Here is a 15,118-nt window from a genome sequence, read left to right as displayed (position 1 = left end):
GCGCTGAGCGGGGACCGGGGCGGCGAAGAAAATTCGCGCTCTCCCGTCCGGGGGCGACGAATCAGTCGAACAGCGAATCGATGTCGCTCTGATCGACGTGGCCGGGATCGTGGTCGAGCTTCGGCCCGTTGAGGAGCGAGCTCTCGTCGTCCAGGGCGGTCGAGACCGGCATGACGGTGATGAGTTCCTTGAAGCTGTCCAGCTCCGACCACGTGGTGATGAGCCGGTCGAGGTGATCCTCGATGAACTTCATCACGCCGACGATCTTGGTGATCCGCTGCCCGGTCAGATCCTGGAAGTTGCAGGCCTCGTAGGCGGAGATCACCCGTTCCAGGATGACGTCGACATGCGCCTTCATGCCGGGCGGCAGCGTCGCCGCGTTGAGCATGCCCGCATGGATCTCGATTTCCTCGACGGCGCCGAGGAGCTTCGTCGTCGCGCGCTCGGTGGAATCCACCACCGCGTCGAGCTCGTCCGCGGCCCGGCGCATGCCCTTGCCGGTGTTCTCGGTGCGGTGGAGCGTCGCCAGCTCCGACTTCGTCCGGGTGATCGCCTCCTTCATCACGTCGAGTTCGGTGCGCATGGCGAGCGCTTCGTGCAGCTCGCGGCGGCAGGATTCGATGGTCTCGCTCGCGCTCATCTGCGTGACGCGGCGCAACTCTTGAATGGCGGAGAAGATATCCTCCAGCCGCTCGGTCGACGCGGGAAGCCCCGGTGTCGGCGGTGGCGCTCCGGGAAGCCCGAGGCTGTCTTCGATGCGATAGCGCTTCTGAGTCATCGTCCGGGCGTTGGCGTTCAGGATTCGTCGTCGCGACTGTCTACCATATCGGTTAGCGGACTGTGACTGCCAAGCTTGCGCGGAGGTCGTCGGCGCGCTTTCCCGGCGCCGGGTTCGCGTGCGGCGCAGCAGCCGGCTGTTTTACCGGCGATTCACGCTGATGGGCAGGGATCCGGGACGGCCGGACGCCCGGAGCGGATTTACCACGTTCCTTCACCTGATTCGGTGGCGTTCGGCCGGATCGTGCCCGGGCCGGGGTCGGATGCCCCGGGGCGGGAGCATGGTGCGATGCGGGGTTCAGTCCGTCTGTATGTGGGGGCCGCGGCGGCCGTCTCCCTGTGGTGCGCCCCCGCCGAGGCGCAGCAGGCGCGCTATGCCGAGGGCGGTTACGGCGGCGGCCTGATCGAGTACCTCGTCACCGGTGCCGGCGGAAGCAGCGGCCGGGCCGGGCCGCAGCGTTACCCTGCGGCACCGCGATACGCGTCCCCGCAGCCGATCATGGCCCCGCAGCGGGTCGCGGCCTATTCCGGCGATTTGCTGCCCGCCGAGCCGGAGCCCGCCCAGGCCTATGCGGCACTAGCCCAGGCCTATGGTGCGCCTCCGGCCGCGGTCTACGCTGCGCCCCGTGCCGAGGGCGGTCGGATCGCCCGCGTCGTGGCGCCCGAATTCCAGCGCCAGGAGGTCGCGTTCGCCGGGCCGCAGAGGCCCGGGACGATCGTGATCGACACCTCCGGCAAGCACCTCTATCTCGTGCAGCCCGGCCAGCGGGCGCTGCGCTACGGCATCGGCGTCGGCCGGCCCGGCTTCGCCTGGAGCGGGCTCAAGACCGTCAGCCGCAAGGCCGAGTGGCCGGACTGGACGCCCCCGGCCGAGATGCTGGCCCGCCGCCCTGACCTGCCGCGCCACATGGCGGGGGGGCCCGAGAACCCGCTGGGCGCCCGCGCCCTCTATCTCGGCTCCTCGCTCTACCGGATCCACGGCACGAATGAGCCCAACACGATCGGCCAGTCGGTCTCGTCGGGCTGTATCCGGATGATGAACGACGACGTCGTTGATCTCTACGAGCGCGTCCCCGTCGGGACGCGGGTCGAGGTTCTCTGAGCCGCGTTCGACACCATCAAGGTCCAACGCGATCGAAGGAGGTCCGGCCGCACAACGGCGGGACCTCCGAGGCCGACAGCGGGCCGCTCAGGTCCAGTCGCTGTCGTCGCCGCCGCCGAGATCGCCGCCCGGGTCGCCGAAGCTCGCATCCTGGAAGTCGCCGCCGCCGCCGCTGTTGTCGAGGGCCGAGCCGAGATCCTGGTTGCCGCCGTCACCGTAGTAATTGTTGACGACCGTCTCGCCCCCGCCGCCCAGGCCCGCCGCCGCGGCGCTGCCGAGGCTGGAATGGCCGCCCGCGAAGGCGTTCGAGAGGGCGCTGCCGAGCAGCATCCCGCCCGCCGCGCCGGCCGCCATGGGGAGCGCCGAGGCGAGGAACCCGCCGCCGCGCGCCGGAGCCTGCGGCTGGCCGCCCCAGGGGCCGCCCTGCTGCTGCGGGTAACCCTGCTGCGGGTAGCCCTGCGGGGGATAGCCCTGCGGCGCGCCGCCCGCATTGCCCCAGGGTTGGCCTGCGGGGCGCTGCTGCCCGTAGCCGGGCTGCGGCTCCTGGCGCTGGCTGCCGCCGCCACCGAAGATGCTCGACAGGAAGCCGCCGCCGCCGGAGGGCTGGGCCGAGGCCGCCTGGCCGCGGGCCTGCTCGAGCTGCTGATTCAGGCTCTTGATCGCCTCTTCCTGCACGTAGATCAGCTGCGCCATCGCGTAGGGCGCATAGGGCTGCGCGCGGATCTTGTCGGCGATGAAGCGCTCGGCCTCGGCGTCGCGGGGCTGAGCCTGGGCCTTCTCCAGCCGTTGAAAGATGCCGGAAATGACGTCGCGTTCTTCGCTGTTCATGGAGTCGTCCTCCTCGAATAACGCCCGCGGGCCCGAACGCGCCGCATGGCCGACACGACATGGGTGCCCGGCGACGCTTTGTCAGGGGCGATGGCGAAAACTTCATTCCCGTGCCGAAAACGCGAGAAGCCCGGCCGCTAGGCCGGGCTTCTCCGTGTCGTCGTAACCGGGGGCGCGGCCGAAGCCGCGCCGGTAGCGGGTCTTAGTACGAGCCGAACTTGTAGTTCAGGCCGGCGCGGACGACGGCGAACTCGTCGGAGCGGCGGCCGATGCCGCTGCTGTAGACGGCGGGGAAGTTGCTGGCGGCGTTGATGACGAACGCGCCCTGGTTGCGGGTGTTGCGGTCGAGGTTGACGTACAGGCCTTCGACCTTGAGCGTCACGGCCGAGGAGCGGAAGAAGTTCAGGAACGAGTCGGTGGGGAGCGCGTACTCGACACCGCCGCCGACCGCGTAGCCGGTGCGGAAGCTGTCGTTGCCGGCATAGCCGCCGAAGGAGCGGTCAGCGCTGCCCGAGCCGTAGGCGAAGCCGCCGGTGCCGTACACGAGGGTGCGGTCGAAGGCGTAGCCGAGGCGGCCGCGCACGGTGCCGAAGTAGTCGAGGCTCGACAGGCCGCGCGGGTCGGTGACGTAGTAGCCGGGGGCGAGGGCGCCGTTGATGAAGGCGTTGTTCCGGCTGCGGCCGAAGTCGAGGTACTGGGCGTCGGCCTCGATGCCGACGACCACGCCCGAGCCCGGGGTGAACTGGTAGTTGTAGCCGATCTGGGCGCCGCCGGAGAAGCCGTCCTGGCTGCGGTTGCCGAAGGTGGCGGTGGTGCCGGCGGCGGCGTAGGGGGCCGGGACGCCGAAGGTGGAGTTGTTGTTGCTGCGGCTGGAGGCGTCGAACGCGTAGCCGGCGTTGATACCGAAGTAGGCGCCCGTCCAGGTGAACACCGGCACGGGGGTGAACACCGGCGGCGGGGCGGCGCGGCGGGGCAGGTCGGCGGCGAAGGCGGAGCCGGCGAGGGCGACACCCGCGAGGGCGGTGGTGGCGCGAAGCAGGGATTTCATGGTCTGGTCCTCTGGATAGTCCCGGATCACCCGCGGAGCGGGCGGTGACGGGACGGGGGTCTGGTTGCGTTCCAGCGGTTCCAGGGATGCTTTGCGCTACGCGGTATCGCCGACCACTTTCGTGGCCCCTATTGGCAATCCGCCGTTATTCCCCGGCACCTTGACCCCACAACGCACTCCAATTGCCAAGGTTCGGTTACGGCCACGCTTTTTTGGCCCCCGGGCCTTCGACAAAATGTCGCATCCCCTTTCCGGGAGGCATCGGGCCCCTCAAGCCGTGAGCGCGATGGCGGAGATCAGACGGCCGTAATCGGCCTCGCCGCGATGGGTGGCCCGGCGGTAGCTGTAGAAGCGCGCGGCATCGGCATAGGTGCAGAGGTTCAGAGCCGTCGCCCCGCCGATCTCGGCCTCGGCGAGGCGGGCCAAAATGAAGCCGGGCAGATCGAACTGGGCATGGTCCGGCCGGGTACCGGCCCCGAGGAACCGGTCCATCCCCGGGGCTTCCGCGCGGAAACGCGCGATGAAATCCGGTCCGACCTCGTAGGATTCCTGCGCGATCGTCGGCCCGAGCACCGCGGCGATGCGATGCCGGCGGGCGCCCAGGGCCTCCATGGCGGCCACCGTGGCCCCGATGACCCCGGTGAGCGCCCCTTTCCATCCGGCATGGGCGGCGCCGACGACCCGGCTCTCGGCATCCGCGAACAGGATCGGCCCGCAATCGGCCGTCGCGATGCCGAGCGCCAGGCCGGGAACCCGCGTCACCATGGCGTCGGCCCGCGGACGCTCCGCCGCCGCGACGGGTGCCGAGACGGTGACGACCTCGGCCGAATGGATCTGAAAGAGGCTCACGAGCCGGTCCGCCGGCAGTCCGAGATGGGCACACATCTGGGCCCGGTTCTCGGCCACGCGTTCCGGCGCGTCGCCGGAGCCGAGACCCCCGTTCAGCGCGGCGTAGAGTCCCTCCGAGACGCCGCCGAGGCGGGTGAAGAACGCGTGGCGGATCCCCGCATGCGCGGACAGGTCCGGCGCCTCGATCGATGTGCCCGCACTCATGGTCGATCCCCTGCGCCGCGTCGGTGGCGCCCCGATACCGCAAGGGCTGCCCCTTGACGATGTCGTTCAGGCGTCAGATTCTTGCTGCATTGCAATATGGGGCCGGGTTCGGCCTCATCCGAGAAGGACCGCAATGTCACAAGGAATCGAGACCGAAGCCTTGAGAGATGCGCCGAAGCCGTCGGCCCAGGCGCCGCATCCGCCCAGCGCACCCGCGCATCCTGTGACGCGCGAGCCCGCCGCCCTCGATCCGGACGACCCGAACCCGCCTGCGCCGCCCACGCCTCGGCCCTCCAACCAGACGGATTCCGGATTCGGCTCGTTCGGCTGAACGACGTCGGTCCCCGGAACCACGTCCCGAGGCGTTACACGTCCGGAAATCCCGGGAGCGGCCCGAAGGACGGGCCGCTCACCGCCACGACCTTGAACAGGTTGCCCATCCCGCCGCGGCCCGGATCCGTGAGCCGCGCGACCGCCCCGTCGATCTCCGCGGCCTGGGTTCCGGTGGCCCGGGACTTCAGCCGGTCGGCCCGGGGGCGCAGGCCGAGGGCGAACAGGAAGTCGCCCTGGTCCACCGGCCCGTGGACCAGGGCGCCGGCGTCGGTCGCCGCGCGCGTCAGCGCGGCGAAGTCGACATGGTGCGTCAGGTCGGCCTCGCCCGGAGCGGCCAGCGGGTCCGCGAAGCCGTGTCCGGCGACGGCCTGAAGGGTGTCGCCGAATCCGGGGCGCGTGTGGCCGTAATCGATGGCCAGCAGCACGCCGCCCACCGTGCAGACGCGCCGCGCCAGCGTGCGGACGAGGGCGAGGCCGGCGGCCGGGACACTCAGCAGCGCCCCCACTGGCCCCTCCGCGTCGAGCCCCGGGGTCGGTTCCGGGGCGAGGCCGAAGGCGAAACCGCCCCCCGGCCCGAGACCCACCTGACGCTCGTGCCACCCGGTCGGCCGGCGCTCGAACTGGCGGACCGGGAGGCAATCGAAGAACTCGTTGGCCAGGATGATCGCCGGGCCCGGGGGCAGGGTCTCGATCCCGGCATGCCACGCGGCCCCGGTTCCGGAGAGGGCGCGCGCCTGCGCGGCCCGCAGCACCGGGCTGGTCTCCACGAGGTGCGGCGCCACGCGCACCCCCGGGGCCGCGGCGCGCAGCGCCCGCAGGGCATCCGCCATCAGCGTGCCCCGGCCCGGCCCGAGCTCGACCAGGACCAGGGGATCCGGCCGCCCGATCAGACCGTGGGCATAGGCAGTCCAGGCGCCGATCAGCTCGCCGAACATCTGGCTGATCTCGGGCGCCGTGGTGAAATCCCCCCGCGCGCCCAGCGGATCGCGGGTGCGGTAATAGCCGTGGACCGGATGGCCGAGGCACAGGGCCATGTAGCGGTCGACGCCGATCGGCCCGTTCTGGCGGATCAGGGCGGCGATCTCGTCGCCCAGCGGTGTCACGCCTCCAGGGCCGCCTTGCGCGCCTCCTCGGTGACGGGGCCCTCGACCGGATGGCGTGGGCGCGTCCAGCCGGTTGCGGCGAGCACGATGTAGGTGAGCCCGATGATCATCATCGGCACGCACAGCAGCATGCCCATGGTGACGCCGCCGCCCATGGGGCCGAGATGGTCGCCGAACAGGAAGCCGAGCTGGCGGTCCGGCTCCCGGAAGAACTCACAGACGGTTCGGGCCAGCGCATAGCCGAGCACGAAGATGCCGCCGAGGAGCCCTGGCTTGCGGAAGCCGAACCGGCGGACGCTGATCGCCATGACGATGAACAGCAGCAGGCCCTCGGTGGCGGCCTCGTAGAGCTGGCTCGGATGGCGCGGCAGGGGCCCGCCGCTCGGGAACACGATGGCGTAGGGGAAGTCCGGCGCGACGCGGCCCCAGAGTTCCCCGTTCACGAAATTGGCGATGCGCCCGAAGAACAGGCCGATCGGCACCACCACCGCGCCGATGTCGAGGAGCGTGTAGCCGTTGAGCGCCTTGGCCCGGGCGAAGAGCAGGAAGGCCAGGATCGCCCCGAGGAAGCCGCCGTGGAACGACATGCCGCCGTTGCGGATCGCCAGGATCTCCATCGGATCGGCGAGGTACATCGGCAGGTTGTAGAACAGCACGTAGCCGATCCGGCCGCCCAGCACGACGCCCAACGCCACCCAGACGACGAGGTCGTCGATATCGACGACCTGCGGGCGCTTGACCACGCCCCAGAGGCTGTCGGCCATGACGAGGCGGCGCGCGTAGTACCAGCCGCCGATCAGGCCGGCGATGTAGGCGAGCGCGTACCATTTGATCGTGATCGGCCCGATCGCGAGGGCCACCGGGTCGATGGCCGGAAAGGGCAGGGCGAGGAACGGCATCGGTCTCACCTCCGGGGCGGCCGGATTGGACGCCGGAGGGGCGGCGCGTCAAGTGCGCCTGATCGACCAGATCCGTTGGACGATGCCGTCGAAGGCCACGTTCGCGGAAATCCGCGGGAGATCGTGATCAATGGCCGTTGCCGCCAGGAGGCGGTCGGAGGGATCGCGATGACGCCATGGCGTCCCGCCGACGGCGAGACAGATCGCGGGTTCCAGCGATGCGATTCGGGCCCCCCGCTCGTCGAGCAGCGCGACCAGCCGTCCAACTTGAATGGCAGCCCGGGCCCCGGTCGACAGGCGTGGATCGGCCGTCAGGCTTCAGGCCCAGCTATGCGTATCGCGGAGGACGGCAGTCACCGTCGACCTTCCCAGAGGGCAATCTCGTTGTCGGACATCGGTTCGAGCCAGTCCGGCCCGTCTCCCAGGGCCTTCTGCGGGAGGATCCCAAGTCGAAACGGCGGCGCGGCGAGGGGACGATCCGTGCGACCGGAACGTCCCCCCGTGCGAGCACGACCTCTTCCCCGCACACGGCCGCCTGGATGAGGCGTGGCGGCTGGCCTTCCGCGGCTTCGATGCTGATCCGCATGGCGGCAATCGCTCCCAGGAACCATGCAGGCAAAGCCTATCGGCTCGACAGCCGAAAGCAGACCGGCCGACCCGGTCGGCGGGCCTCGAAATCAGCTCAGGATGAGGAACCGAGAAACAGAAATCCGTGGCCATCCGGCCCCTTGCAGAAAGTGGCCCCGCGATCTCGGGCCACGTTCGGGACCAGGCCGTAATCACCCAGGGACTTGAGCAGACCTTTCATAGGGTCGACCGCAAAGATGAAGCGCGTCGAAGCGCGATCGGCCGGGCCGCATGACGCTTCGGGCCTGCGTCGGGTAGCCGGCACCCGGTAATGCAGCAGCTCCACGTGCGGGGCCGGGTCCGGCGGCTCGAGCGCGATCACGTCGACCTGCGGATCGTCCAGCCCGTCGAGGCGCGCCTGTTCAGCGCCCTGGTTCAGGCCCCGCTGCGCCACCGTGAGACCGAGCGGTCCGGTGAGGAACGCGAGCGCCGCGTCGAGGTCGGTGACGGTGATCGCCGAGTGGTCGATGCCGAGGAACAGGCCCGGCGCATCCCGCCAGCGCTCCGCCGGCGGGCCGTCCGGAAAGACGATCAGCTCCAGCGGGTGCCCGTCCGGGTCGCGGAACTTGTAGGCGGTGACGCCCCCCGACGAGGCCGGCAGGGCCTGCGGGCCGCCGCGGCTGATCGGCGTGGGTCCCGCCTGGGAGAGCTGCGCCATCGCGGCATCCATGCTCCGCACCGGGATCGCGAGGTGCTGGAAGACTGGATCCGTGGCCGCCGGATCGGCCGGATAGGGGGCGCCCGGCGGATCCACCGCAAGGAAGGTCACGGCCTGGGCGCCGAGCCGCATGCGCAGTTGCGTGGCCCGACGGTCCGCGAGCCCCATCGCCTCCGCCTCGGCGGTCGGAACGGGCTCCGGTGGCGCGACCCGGGCGAAGCCCAGCCCGTCGCGATAGAAGGCCTCGGTTGCGGCGAGGTCCGCGACGGTGCGGCCGAAGCCGGCGATCGCCCGCACGCCGCTCACAGCAGCGGGGCTCCGCGGACATTGACGTAGATCGCGTAGAGCGTGTGCGACGCGCAGAGGAACAGGCGGCTGTTGTTGCGGCCGCCGAAGGCGAGGTTGGCCACGGTCGAGGGCACCAGGATCTTGCCGACCAATTCGCCCCCCGGGTCGATGCAATGCACCCCGTCGCCGGCGCTCGACCAGAGATTGCCGTGCTCATCGCAACGGATCCCGTCGGCATTGCCCGGCGCGATCGTGCAGAACACGTCGCCCCCCGACAGGGCGCCATCCTCGGCCACGTCGAAGACCCGGACATGCTGGCGCGGATCGGTGGCGAATTGCAGCCCCGTCTCGACGATGTAGAGCCGGCGCTCGTCGGGGGAGAAGCACAGGCCGTTCGGCCCCTGAAAATCGTCCGCCACCACCCGCAGCGAGCCGTCGCGCGGATCGAACCGGTAGACCGCGGCCGGCAGTTCCGATTCCTGCCTGCCGCCCTCGTAATCGGTCTGGATGCCGTAGGGCGGGTCCGAGAACCAGATCGTCCCGTCGGACTTGCAGACGAGGTCGTTGGGGGAATTCAGCCGCCGGCCCCGGTAGCGCTCCACCAGGCCGGTGATGCGCCCGTCGAGCTCCGTCCGGTGAATCCGCCGGCCCCTGTGCGCGCAGGACAGCATCCGCCCCTCCCGGTCGCGGGCATGGCCGTTCTCGAAGTCGCTCGCCTCCCGGTAGACGCTGAGTCCGGCATGCTCCGCCCAGCGCATCACCCGGTTGTTCGGCAGGTCCGAGAACAACAGCTCGTCCCGGTCACCGAACCAGACCGGCCCCTCGGTCCAGCGGAAGCCCTCGGCGAGTTTTTCCAGCGGCGCATTCGGCAGCACATAGGCCTTGAAGCGCGGCTGAATCAGCACGAAGCTGTCCATCGCGCCGCCCCTACTTGAAGCGGCCGGGCTGGTTCACGGTCGGCTCGACCTGGAGGCCGGTGACGATCATCGTGCAGGGCTCGTCGCCGACCGTGCCGGAGAGATGGCCCTTCCGGCCGTCCCGCTCCTTCGTGTTCTGGTCCTCGCCCATCATCAGCTCGCCCGGACCCATCTCGACCCGGTGGCCATCCATGGTCTCCACGAACCAGCGGCCGGACAGGATCGCGATCCATTGCGGCCGCGGGTTCTCGTGCCACTCCCCGACCCAGCCGACCGGCAGGACCGTGAAGGTCACGACCGCGGAGGTCGGATCCATCTTGTCGTTCCATTGCGGAGCGGTCTCGGGGTTGATCCCCTCGAACGTGAACCGCTCGATGTGGAACAGCGCCTGGCGGCTCACCCCCTCCGCGTCGGTGTAGACGTGCCAGTAGGGCATCTTAGGAGGGGTCGGCTCGCTCATCGTCGCTCCTGCCGCGGCGGGACAATCGTCCTCGCACAACGGCCGGGTCCGGCGATGGTTCGCGCAGAGTGCGGATACCGGTGAGGCCGGAACGGCGTCCCCTCCGCCACGCCGGCGGATGGGCAGGCGGTGCCGTCATTGCGAGCGCAGCTATCCAGCGATGCCACGCTGCCCTGGGTCACTTCGCTGCGCTCGCGATGACCGGGCGTCCCCGCCCGGTCGCGCCCTCACAATTGCTCGGGGATCCGGTCCGTCTGCGCGAGGTTCGAGAACCGGGTGATGTTGGCGTCGAACTGCAGCTCCACCATGCCGGTCGGGCCGTGGCGCTGCTTGCCGAGGATGACCTCCGCCTTGCCGTGGACCCGCTGCATCTCGGCTTCCCAGGCGAAGAACTCCTCGGTCCCCTCGCGGGGCTTCTTGTTGCCGACGTAGTATTCCTCGCGGAACACGAACATCACCACGTCGGCGTCCTGCTCGATCGAGCCCGATTCGCGCAGATCGGCCAGCTGCGGGCGCTTGTCGTCGCGGTTCTCGACCTGACGGGAGAGCTGCGAGAGGGCGATGATCGGCACGGCCAACTCCTTGGCGAGCGCCTTCATGCCGGTGGTGATCTCGGTCATCTCCTGCACGCGGTTGTCGCTGCGCTTGCCGGAGCCCGAGAGGAGCTGGAGATAGTCCACGATCAGCAGATCGAGGCCCTTCTGGCGCTTCAGGCGCCGGGCCCGGGCGGCGAGCTGCGCGATCGAGATGCCGCCGGTCTGGTCGATGTAGAACGGGATCGTCTGCATGTCCCGGGCGGCGTCGGTGATCTTGTAGAAATCCTCCGGGCGGATGTCGCCGCGGCGGATCTTGTAGGAGGGCACGCCCGACTGCTCGGCGATGATGCGGGTGGCGAGCTGCTCGGCCGACATTTCCAGCGAGAAGAATCCCACGATCCCGCCGTTCACCGTCTTGGTCACGCCGTCCGGCTGCTTCTCGCCGCGATAGGCTTTGGCGACGTTGAAGGCGATGTTGGTCACCAGCGAGGTCTTACCCATGGCCGGGCGGCCCGCGAGGATGATCAGATCGGAGGATTGCAGCCCGCCCATCTTGGCATCGAGGTCGGTGAGCCCCGTGGCGATGCCCGAGAGCTTGCCGTCGCGCTGGTAGGCCTTGGCGGCCATGTCGACCGCGGCGGTGAGCGCGTCCGAAAATTTCTGGAAGCCGCCATCGTAGCGCCCGGCCTCGGCGAGTTCGTAGAGCCGCCGCTCGGTGTGCTCGATCTGGTCGCGGGGCGATTCCTCCACCGGCGCCTCGTAGGCGCCGTTCACCAGATCCTCGCCGATGGTGATCAGCCGGCGGCGGATGGCGAGGTCGTAGACCGTCCGGCCGTACTCGCCGGCGTTGATCACCGTGGTGGCGTCGGCGGCGAGGCGGGCGAGGTACTGCATCACCGTCTGGCCGCCGAAATCGGCGTCGCCCAGATAGGTCTTCAGGGTGATGGGCGTGGCGAGCTTGCCGGCCCGGATCAGGGAGGCCGCCACCGTGAAGATCTGCTGGTGGGCATCCTCCATGAAGTGCTCGGCCAGCAGGAAGTCCGAGACCCGGTAATAGGCGTCGTTGTTCACCAGGATCGCGCCGAGCAGGGCCTGCTCCGCGTCGATGTTGTGGGGGGCGACGCGGTACTCGGCCTGGACCGCTTCGAGCTTGGCCGTGAGCGCATTGGGCAGGGCCATCGGCGGACGACTCCGTATCAGGCGCCGCGGTGGGCGCGCCAGGATCACACCGCGCGACCTTGGCCTCGGTATGGTTACCGAAGCTTAGCCGACGCTCCGTTTCTCCGGGTGTTCCCCGAACGAACGGATGCCCGCCGACTCTCGCGAGGGGCGGGCATCCATGCTGGAACAAAACTGGAACGTGTCAAGTCTCGGGGCCGATCGTCCCCGATGTTCACGGGTATACAGGGTGGTGCCGGTTCCGGTCGGAACCACTCCGTGCCGCGTGTGCGTGGATCCCGGGATGCGCGCCGCCGGCGCTGCCTGCGTCCGGGAGAGGGGGGGGGCGTCCTGGACCGTCCCTTTTCCCAGACAGGTGCAGGCTCAGCGGAACCTGAACGCGAGGCGGCGCAGGCGCATGCCTCGGATCCCGCTCCCTCAAGTCCGACCGGCTTCACGGCCGGTCGGACCCATGGGACGAAGGGATCAGCCGCGGTCGTCGGCACCCTCGCCGGCATCGGCCAGAGCCATGCCGACTTCGAGGCCGAGGTCGTCGAGGTTGAACGCCTCGCGCTCGGTCACGGACTCGCCGCGGGCCTGACGCTCGGCCTCCTCGGGGCTGCGGGCGACGTTGACGGTGACCTGGACTTCGACCTCGGGGTGCAGCACCACCGGGACCGTGTGGAGGCCCAGCGTCTTGATCGGCTGGTTGAGGATGAACTGGCCGCGGTCGACCGTGAAGCCGTCCTTGGCGACGACCTCGGCGAGGTCGCGGGTCGAGACCGAACCGTAGAGCACGCCGGTCTCGCCCGACTGGCGGATGAGCACGAAGCTCTGGCCGTTCAGCTTCTCGGCGACGGCCTCGGCGTCCTTCTTGCGGTCCAGGTTGCGGGCCTCGAGCTGGGCGCGCTGGGTCTCGAAGTGCTTCTTGTTGGCTTCCGTCGCGCGCAGGGCCTTGCCGCGGGCGAGCAGGAAGTTGCGGGCGAAGCCCGGGCGGACATTCACGGTCTCGCCCATCTGGCCGAGCTTGGCCACGCGCTCGAGCAGGATCACTTCCATGGTCTTTCTCCTTCAGGTGGTCGGCCCCTGGGGCCGGGGTTTCACGGCGCCGGATTGTCCTTCGGACGGGCTTCGGGACGACGGCGGTCGAGGGCTGTGTCGGCGAGGCCGAACAGGGTGAGGGCGACCAGGGCGATGCCCTGGGTCACGAACAGGATCAGGTACATGCCGAACAGCATCAGCGCGCGCCCGGGCCGGCCGCGTGAGCGGTCGTGGAAGGCGGCCAGCCCCTGGAGCGCGAAGGCCGCGCTGAGCCCGCCGACCAGGGCGACGCCGAACACGCCGACATAGCCCGGGACGAAGCACATCAGGAGCGCGGCCCCGAGGGTGGCGAGCGTCACCCGCGGCATTGCGGTGGCCGGGATGTCGGGCCAGGGGCGGGGCAGGCGGCCGGAGATCTTCACGATCCGGGCCGAGGCCCAGAGATAAAAGGCCAGGAGCAGCGCCAGCCCGTTGGCCGCGAAGGCCGGTATCACCCGCGCCAGGGCGTCGGCCATCTCGGTCCGGGTGACCTCGGCCTGATCGGCGGCGGCTGGCGGTGCCGTATCCGGACCGGTGGCCTTCTCTGGACCGGCCTCGTCGGAGCCGGTCGGTGCCGCGCCGGCGCGGCCCTCGACCACCGTCCGCTCGCCGGGCATGCGGGCCTGCACCAGCGTGTGCGCGAGGCCGCGCAGCTGTGTGTCGAAGGCGGCGTGGTTCGGCGAGGACAGGACCGCGATGGCGATGAACGCGAGGGCGGCCGTGGCGGCGATCCAGCCGAGGAGGCGGCCGGTCGGGTACCATTCGAGGCCGGCAGGCGTCTCGCGCCCGAGCAGCGTCAGGTAGGCGAGCCACCAGGCGGGCAGGGCGATGTAGGCGGCGAAGGCGAGGCCCATGAAGGGCGCGATCACCAGGGCCAGCGCGAGGCTCCCGGCCGCCACCGCCGCGAGGGCGGCCCTGTGGCTCCAGCCGAGGCCGACGATCAGGATCGGCAGCGGAGCGACGAGGTAGAGCAGGATCGCCAGCGGGGTCGCCTTCAGCAGCACCCCGAACAGGAGTGCCGAGACGAGGCCCGCGCCGATACCGATGCCGATATGCTGTGCCATGGGTTCCGCTGTCCCGCTGCCCATCCGGCAGGGTTAGAGGCGACGCGGCGCCCCAACGATCGAGCGATGTCGGATCGCTCTGTGAAGACCGGCCCGGATAATTCCGGGCCGGCCGATCTCGAAAGCCTACTTGATCACGTAGGGCAGCAGGCCGAGGAAGCGGGCGCGCTTGATCGCCTGGGCGAGCTCACGCTGCTTCTTGGCCGAGACCGCGGTGATCCGCGACGGCACGATCTTGCCGCGCTCGGACACGTAGCGGGACAGGAGCTTGACGTCCTTGTAGTCGATCTTCGGCGCGTTCGCGCCGGAGAACGGGCAGGTCTTGCGACGACGGAAGAAGGGACGGCGTCCGCCGCCCGCACCAGCACCAGCACCGAAAGCCATGGTTTAGCCCTCCCCGCCGAAGCTGCGCTCGCCGCGGTCACCGCGGTCGCCCCGATCGCCGCGGTCACCGAATCCGCCGCCGCCGCCGAAGCCCTCGTCGTCCCGACGACGGCCGCGCTCGCGATCCTTGCGGTCGTCACGGTCGCGCTTCTGCATCATGGCGGAGGGCTCGGAATCGAGGTCCTCGACCCGGACGGTCATGAAGCGCAGCACGTCCTCGGAGATCTGCATCTGGCGCTCCATCTCGGCGATGGCGGCCGGCGGGGCGTCGATGTTGAGGAGCGCGAAATGCGCCTTGCGGTTCTTCTTGATCCGGTAGGCGAGGGACTTCACGCCCCACATCTCGATCTTCTCGAGACGGCCACCGTTCTGCTCGATCACACCCTTGTAGGTGTCGATCATCGTCTCGACCTGCTGGGACGTCACGTCCTGGCGGGCCAAAAGCACATGCTCATAGAGAGGCATATCGGGCCTTTCAGTGTCAAAAGGAGCCCGGCCGCCCGGGGGCGGTTGGTTCGGGCCGGTTCATCTCGCGAAACGCTCGGCGCCAAGCCCTTCGAGCCGATTTTCAGGCCCGAGCGGTTGATCGAAGGCGGAGACACCGGACGACGGGTTGTTGAAGACCCTATGCCGCAAGCGGCACCGTCCGTTCAGCCCCCGGCCGGAGCGAACGCGAAGGGGGGCGCATAGTCGGTTTCTTTCCGCCTGACAAGCTCGAACCGGAGGTTCACGGTGCGAAACGGCTCGCGCTTCCTCCCGTCGACCGGCCGCGCCCTGAGACCGCGGCCGCCTTGCCGGAGCGC

15 protein-coding genes are annotated in these 15,118 nt (G+C 69.9%); 1 reads left to right on the top strand and 14 read right to left on the bottom strand.

Annotated elements, in window-relative coordinates; all coding sequences use genetic code 11:
• Positions 1-61: 61 nt before the first annotated feature.
• Entirely contained in the window at positions 62-778 is a 717-nt protein-coding gene (locus tag AC3IF1_RS27980; protein ID WP_489220219.1) for a protein phosphatase CheZ, read from the bottom strand.
• Positions 779-1,066: 288 nt separating this feature from the next.
• Between AC3IF1_RS27980 and AC3IF1_RS27975 the strand changes: the two genes are divergently transcribed.
• Positions 1,067-1,879 (top strand): L,D-transpeptidase, encoded by an 813-nt coding sequence (locus AC3IF1_RS27975; protein ID WP_489220218.1) that lies wholly within the window; start codon positions 1,067-1,069, stop codon positions 1,877-1,879.
• 87 nt (positions 1,880-1,966) lie between these two features.
• Here the strand turns inward: AC3IF1_RS27975 and AC3IF1_RS27970 are convergent, their stop codons facing one another.
• The 13 genes from AC3IF1_RS27970 to rpsF form a co-directional block, all read right to left on the bottom strand.
• Positions 1,967-2,707, bottom strand: coding sequence for a DUF2076 domain-containing protein (locus AC3IF1_RS27970; protein ID WP_489220217.1), 741 nt, complete (start codon positions 2,705-2,707; stop codon positions 1,967-1,969).
• 202 nt (positions 2,708-2,909) lie between these two features.
• Positions 2,910-3,755, bottom strand: a complete 846-nt coding sequence (locus AC3IF1_RS27965; RefSeq protein ID WP_489220216.1) for an outer membrane protein — start codon at positions 3,753-3,755, stop codon at positions 2,910-2,912.
• A 270-nt stretch (positions 3,756-4,025) separates the two neighbouring features.
• Positions 4,026-4,808 (bottom strand): peptidoglycan editing factor PgeF, encoded by a 783-nt coding sequence (gene pgeF, locus AC3IF1_RS27960; RefSeq protein WP_489220215.1) that lies wholly within the window; start codon positions 4,806-4,808, stop codon positions 4,026-4,028.
• A gap of 365 nt (positions 4,809-5,173) precedes the next feature.
• Positions 5,174-6,244 carry a class I SAM-dependent methyltransferase gene (locus AC3IF1_RS27955; protein ID WP_489220214.1) on the bottom strand — a complete coding sequence of 357 codons (1,071 nt, stop codon included), beginning with the start codon at positions 6,242-6,244 and terminating at the stop codon, positions 5,174-5,176.
• Positions 6,241-7,143 (bottom strand): prolipoprotein diacylglyceryl transferase, encoded by a 903-nt coding sequence (gene lgt / locus AC3IF1_RS27950; RefSeq protein ID WP_489220213.1) that lies wholly within the window; start codon positions 7,141-7,143, stop codon positions 6,241-6,243. The genes AC3IF1_RS27955 and lgt overlap by 4 nt, the downstream gene beginning before the upstream one ends.
• 682 nt (positions 7,144-7,825) lie before the next feature.
• Positions 7,826-8,734, bottom strand: a complete 909-nt coding sequence (locus AC3IF1_RS27945; protein WP_489220212.1) for a VOC family protein — start codon at positions 8,732-8,734, stop codon at positions 7,826-7,828.
• Positions 8,731-9,633 (bottom strand): SMP-30/gluconolactonase/LRE family protein, encoded by a 903-nt coding sequence (locus AC3IF1_RS27940; protein WP_243969235.1) that lies wholly within the window; start codon positions 9,631-9,633, stop codon positions 8,731-8,733. The genes AC3IF1_RS27945 and AC3IF1_RS27940 overlap by 4 nt, the downstream gene beginning before the upstream one ends.
• A 10-nt stretch (positions 9,634-9,643) precedes the next feature.
• On the bottom strand, positions 9,644-10,093 hold the full coding sequence (locus tag AC3IF1_RS27935) for a cupin domain-containing protein (RefSeq protein ID WP_489220211.1): 450 nt from the start codon (positions 10,091-10,093) through the stop codon (positions 9,644-9,646).
• Between the two features lie 227 nt (positions 10,094-10,320).
• Positions 10,321-11,808 carry a replicative DNA helicase gene (locus tag AC3IF1_RS27930; RefSeq protein WP_243969232.1) on the bottom strand — a complete coding sequence of 496 codons (1,488 nt, stop codon included), beginning with the start codon at positions 11,806-11,808 and terminating at the stop codon, positions 10,321-10,323.
• A gap of 465 nt (positions 11,809-12,273) precedes the next feature.
• Positions 12,274-12,846, bottom strand: coding sequence for a 50S ribosomal protein L9 (gene rplI, locus AC3IF1_RS27925; RefSeq protein ID WP_243969230.1), 573 nt, complete (start codon positions 12,844-12,846; stop codon positions 12,274-12,276).
• A 41-nt stretch (positions 12,847-12,887) separates the two neighbouring features.
• Complete coding sequence (locus tag AC3IF1_RS27920) at positions 12,888-13,931, bottom strand: hypothetical protein (RefSeq protein WP_489220210.1); 1,044 nt, start codon at positions 13,929-13,931, stop codon at positions 12,888-12,890.
• Positions 13,932-14,057: 126 nt separating this feature from the next.
• Positions 14,058-14,315 (bottom strand): 30S ribosomal protein S18, encoded by a 258-nt coding sequence (gene rpsR, locus AC3IF1_RS27915; RefSeq protein ID WP_091712669.1) that lies wholly within the window; start codon positions 14,313-14,315, stop codon positions 14,058-14,060.
• Between the two features lie 3 nt (positions 14,316-14,318).
• On the bottom strand, positions 14,319-14,780 hold the full coding sequence (gene rpsF / locus AC3IF1_RS27910; RefSeq protein ID WP_243969226.1) for a 30S ribosomal protein S6: 462 nt from the start codon (positions 14,778-14,780) through the stop codon (positions 14,319-14,321).
• Positions 14,781-15,118: the final 338 nt, after the last annotated feature.

Source organism: Methylobacterium sp. E-012 (assembly GCF_057836545.1).
Note: the sequence above shows the minus strand (reverse complement) of the source record. Positions and strands in the feature narration are given on the sequence as shown.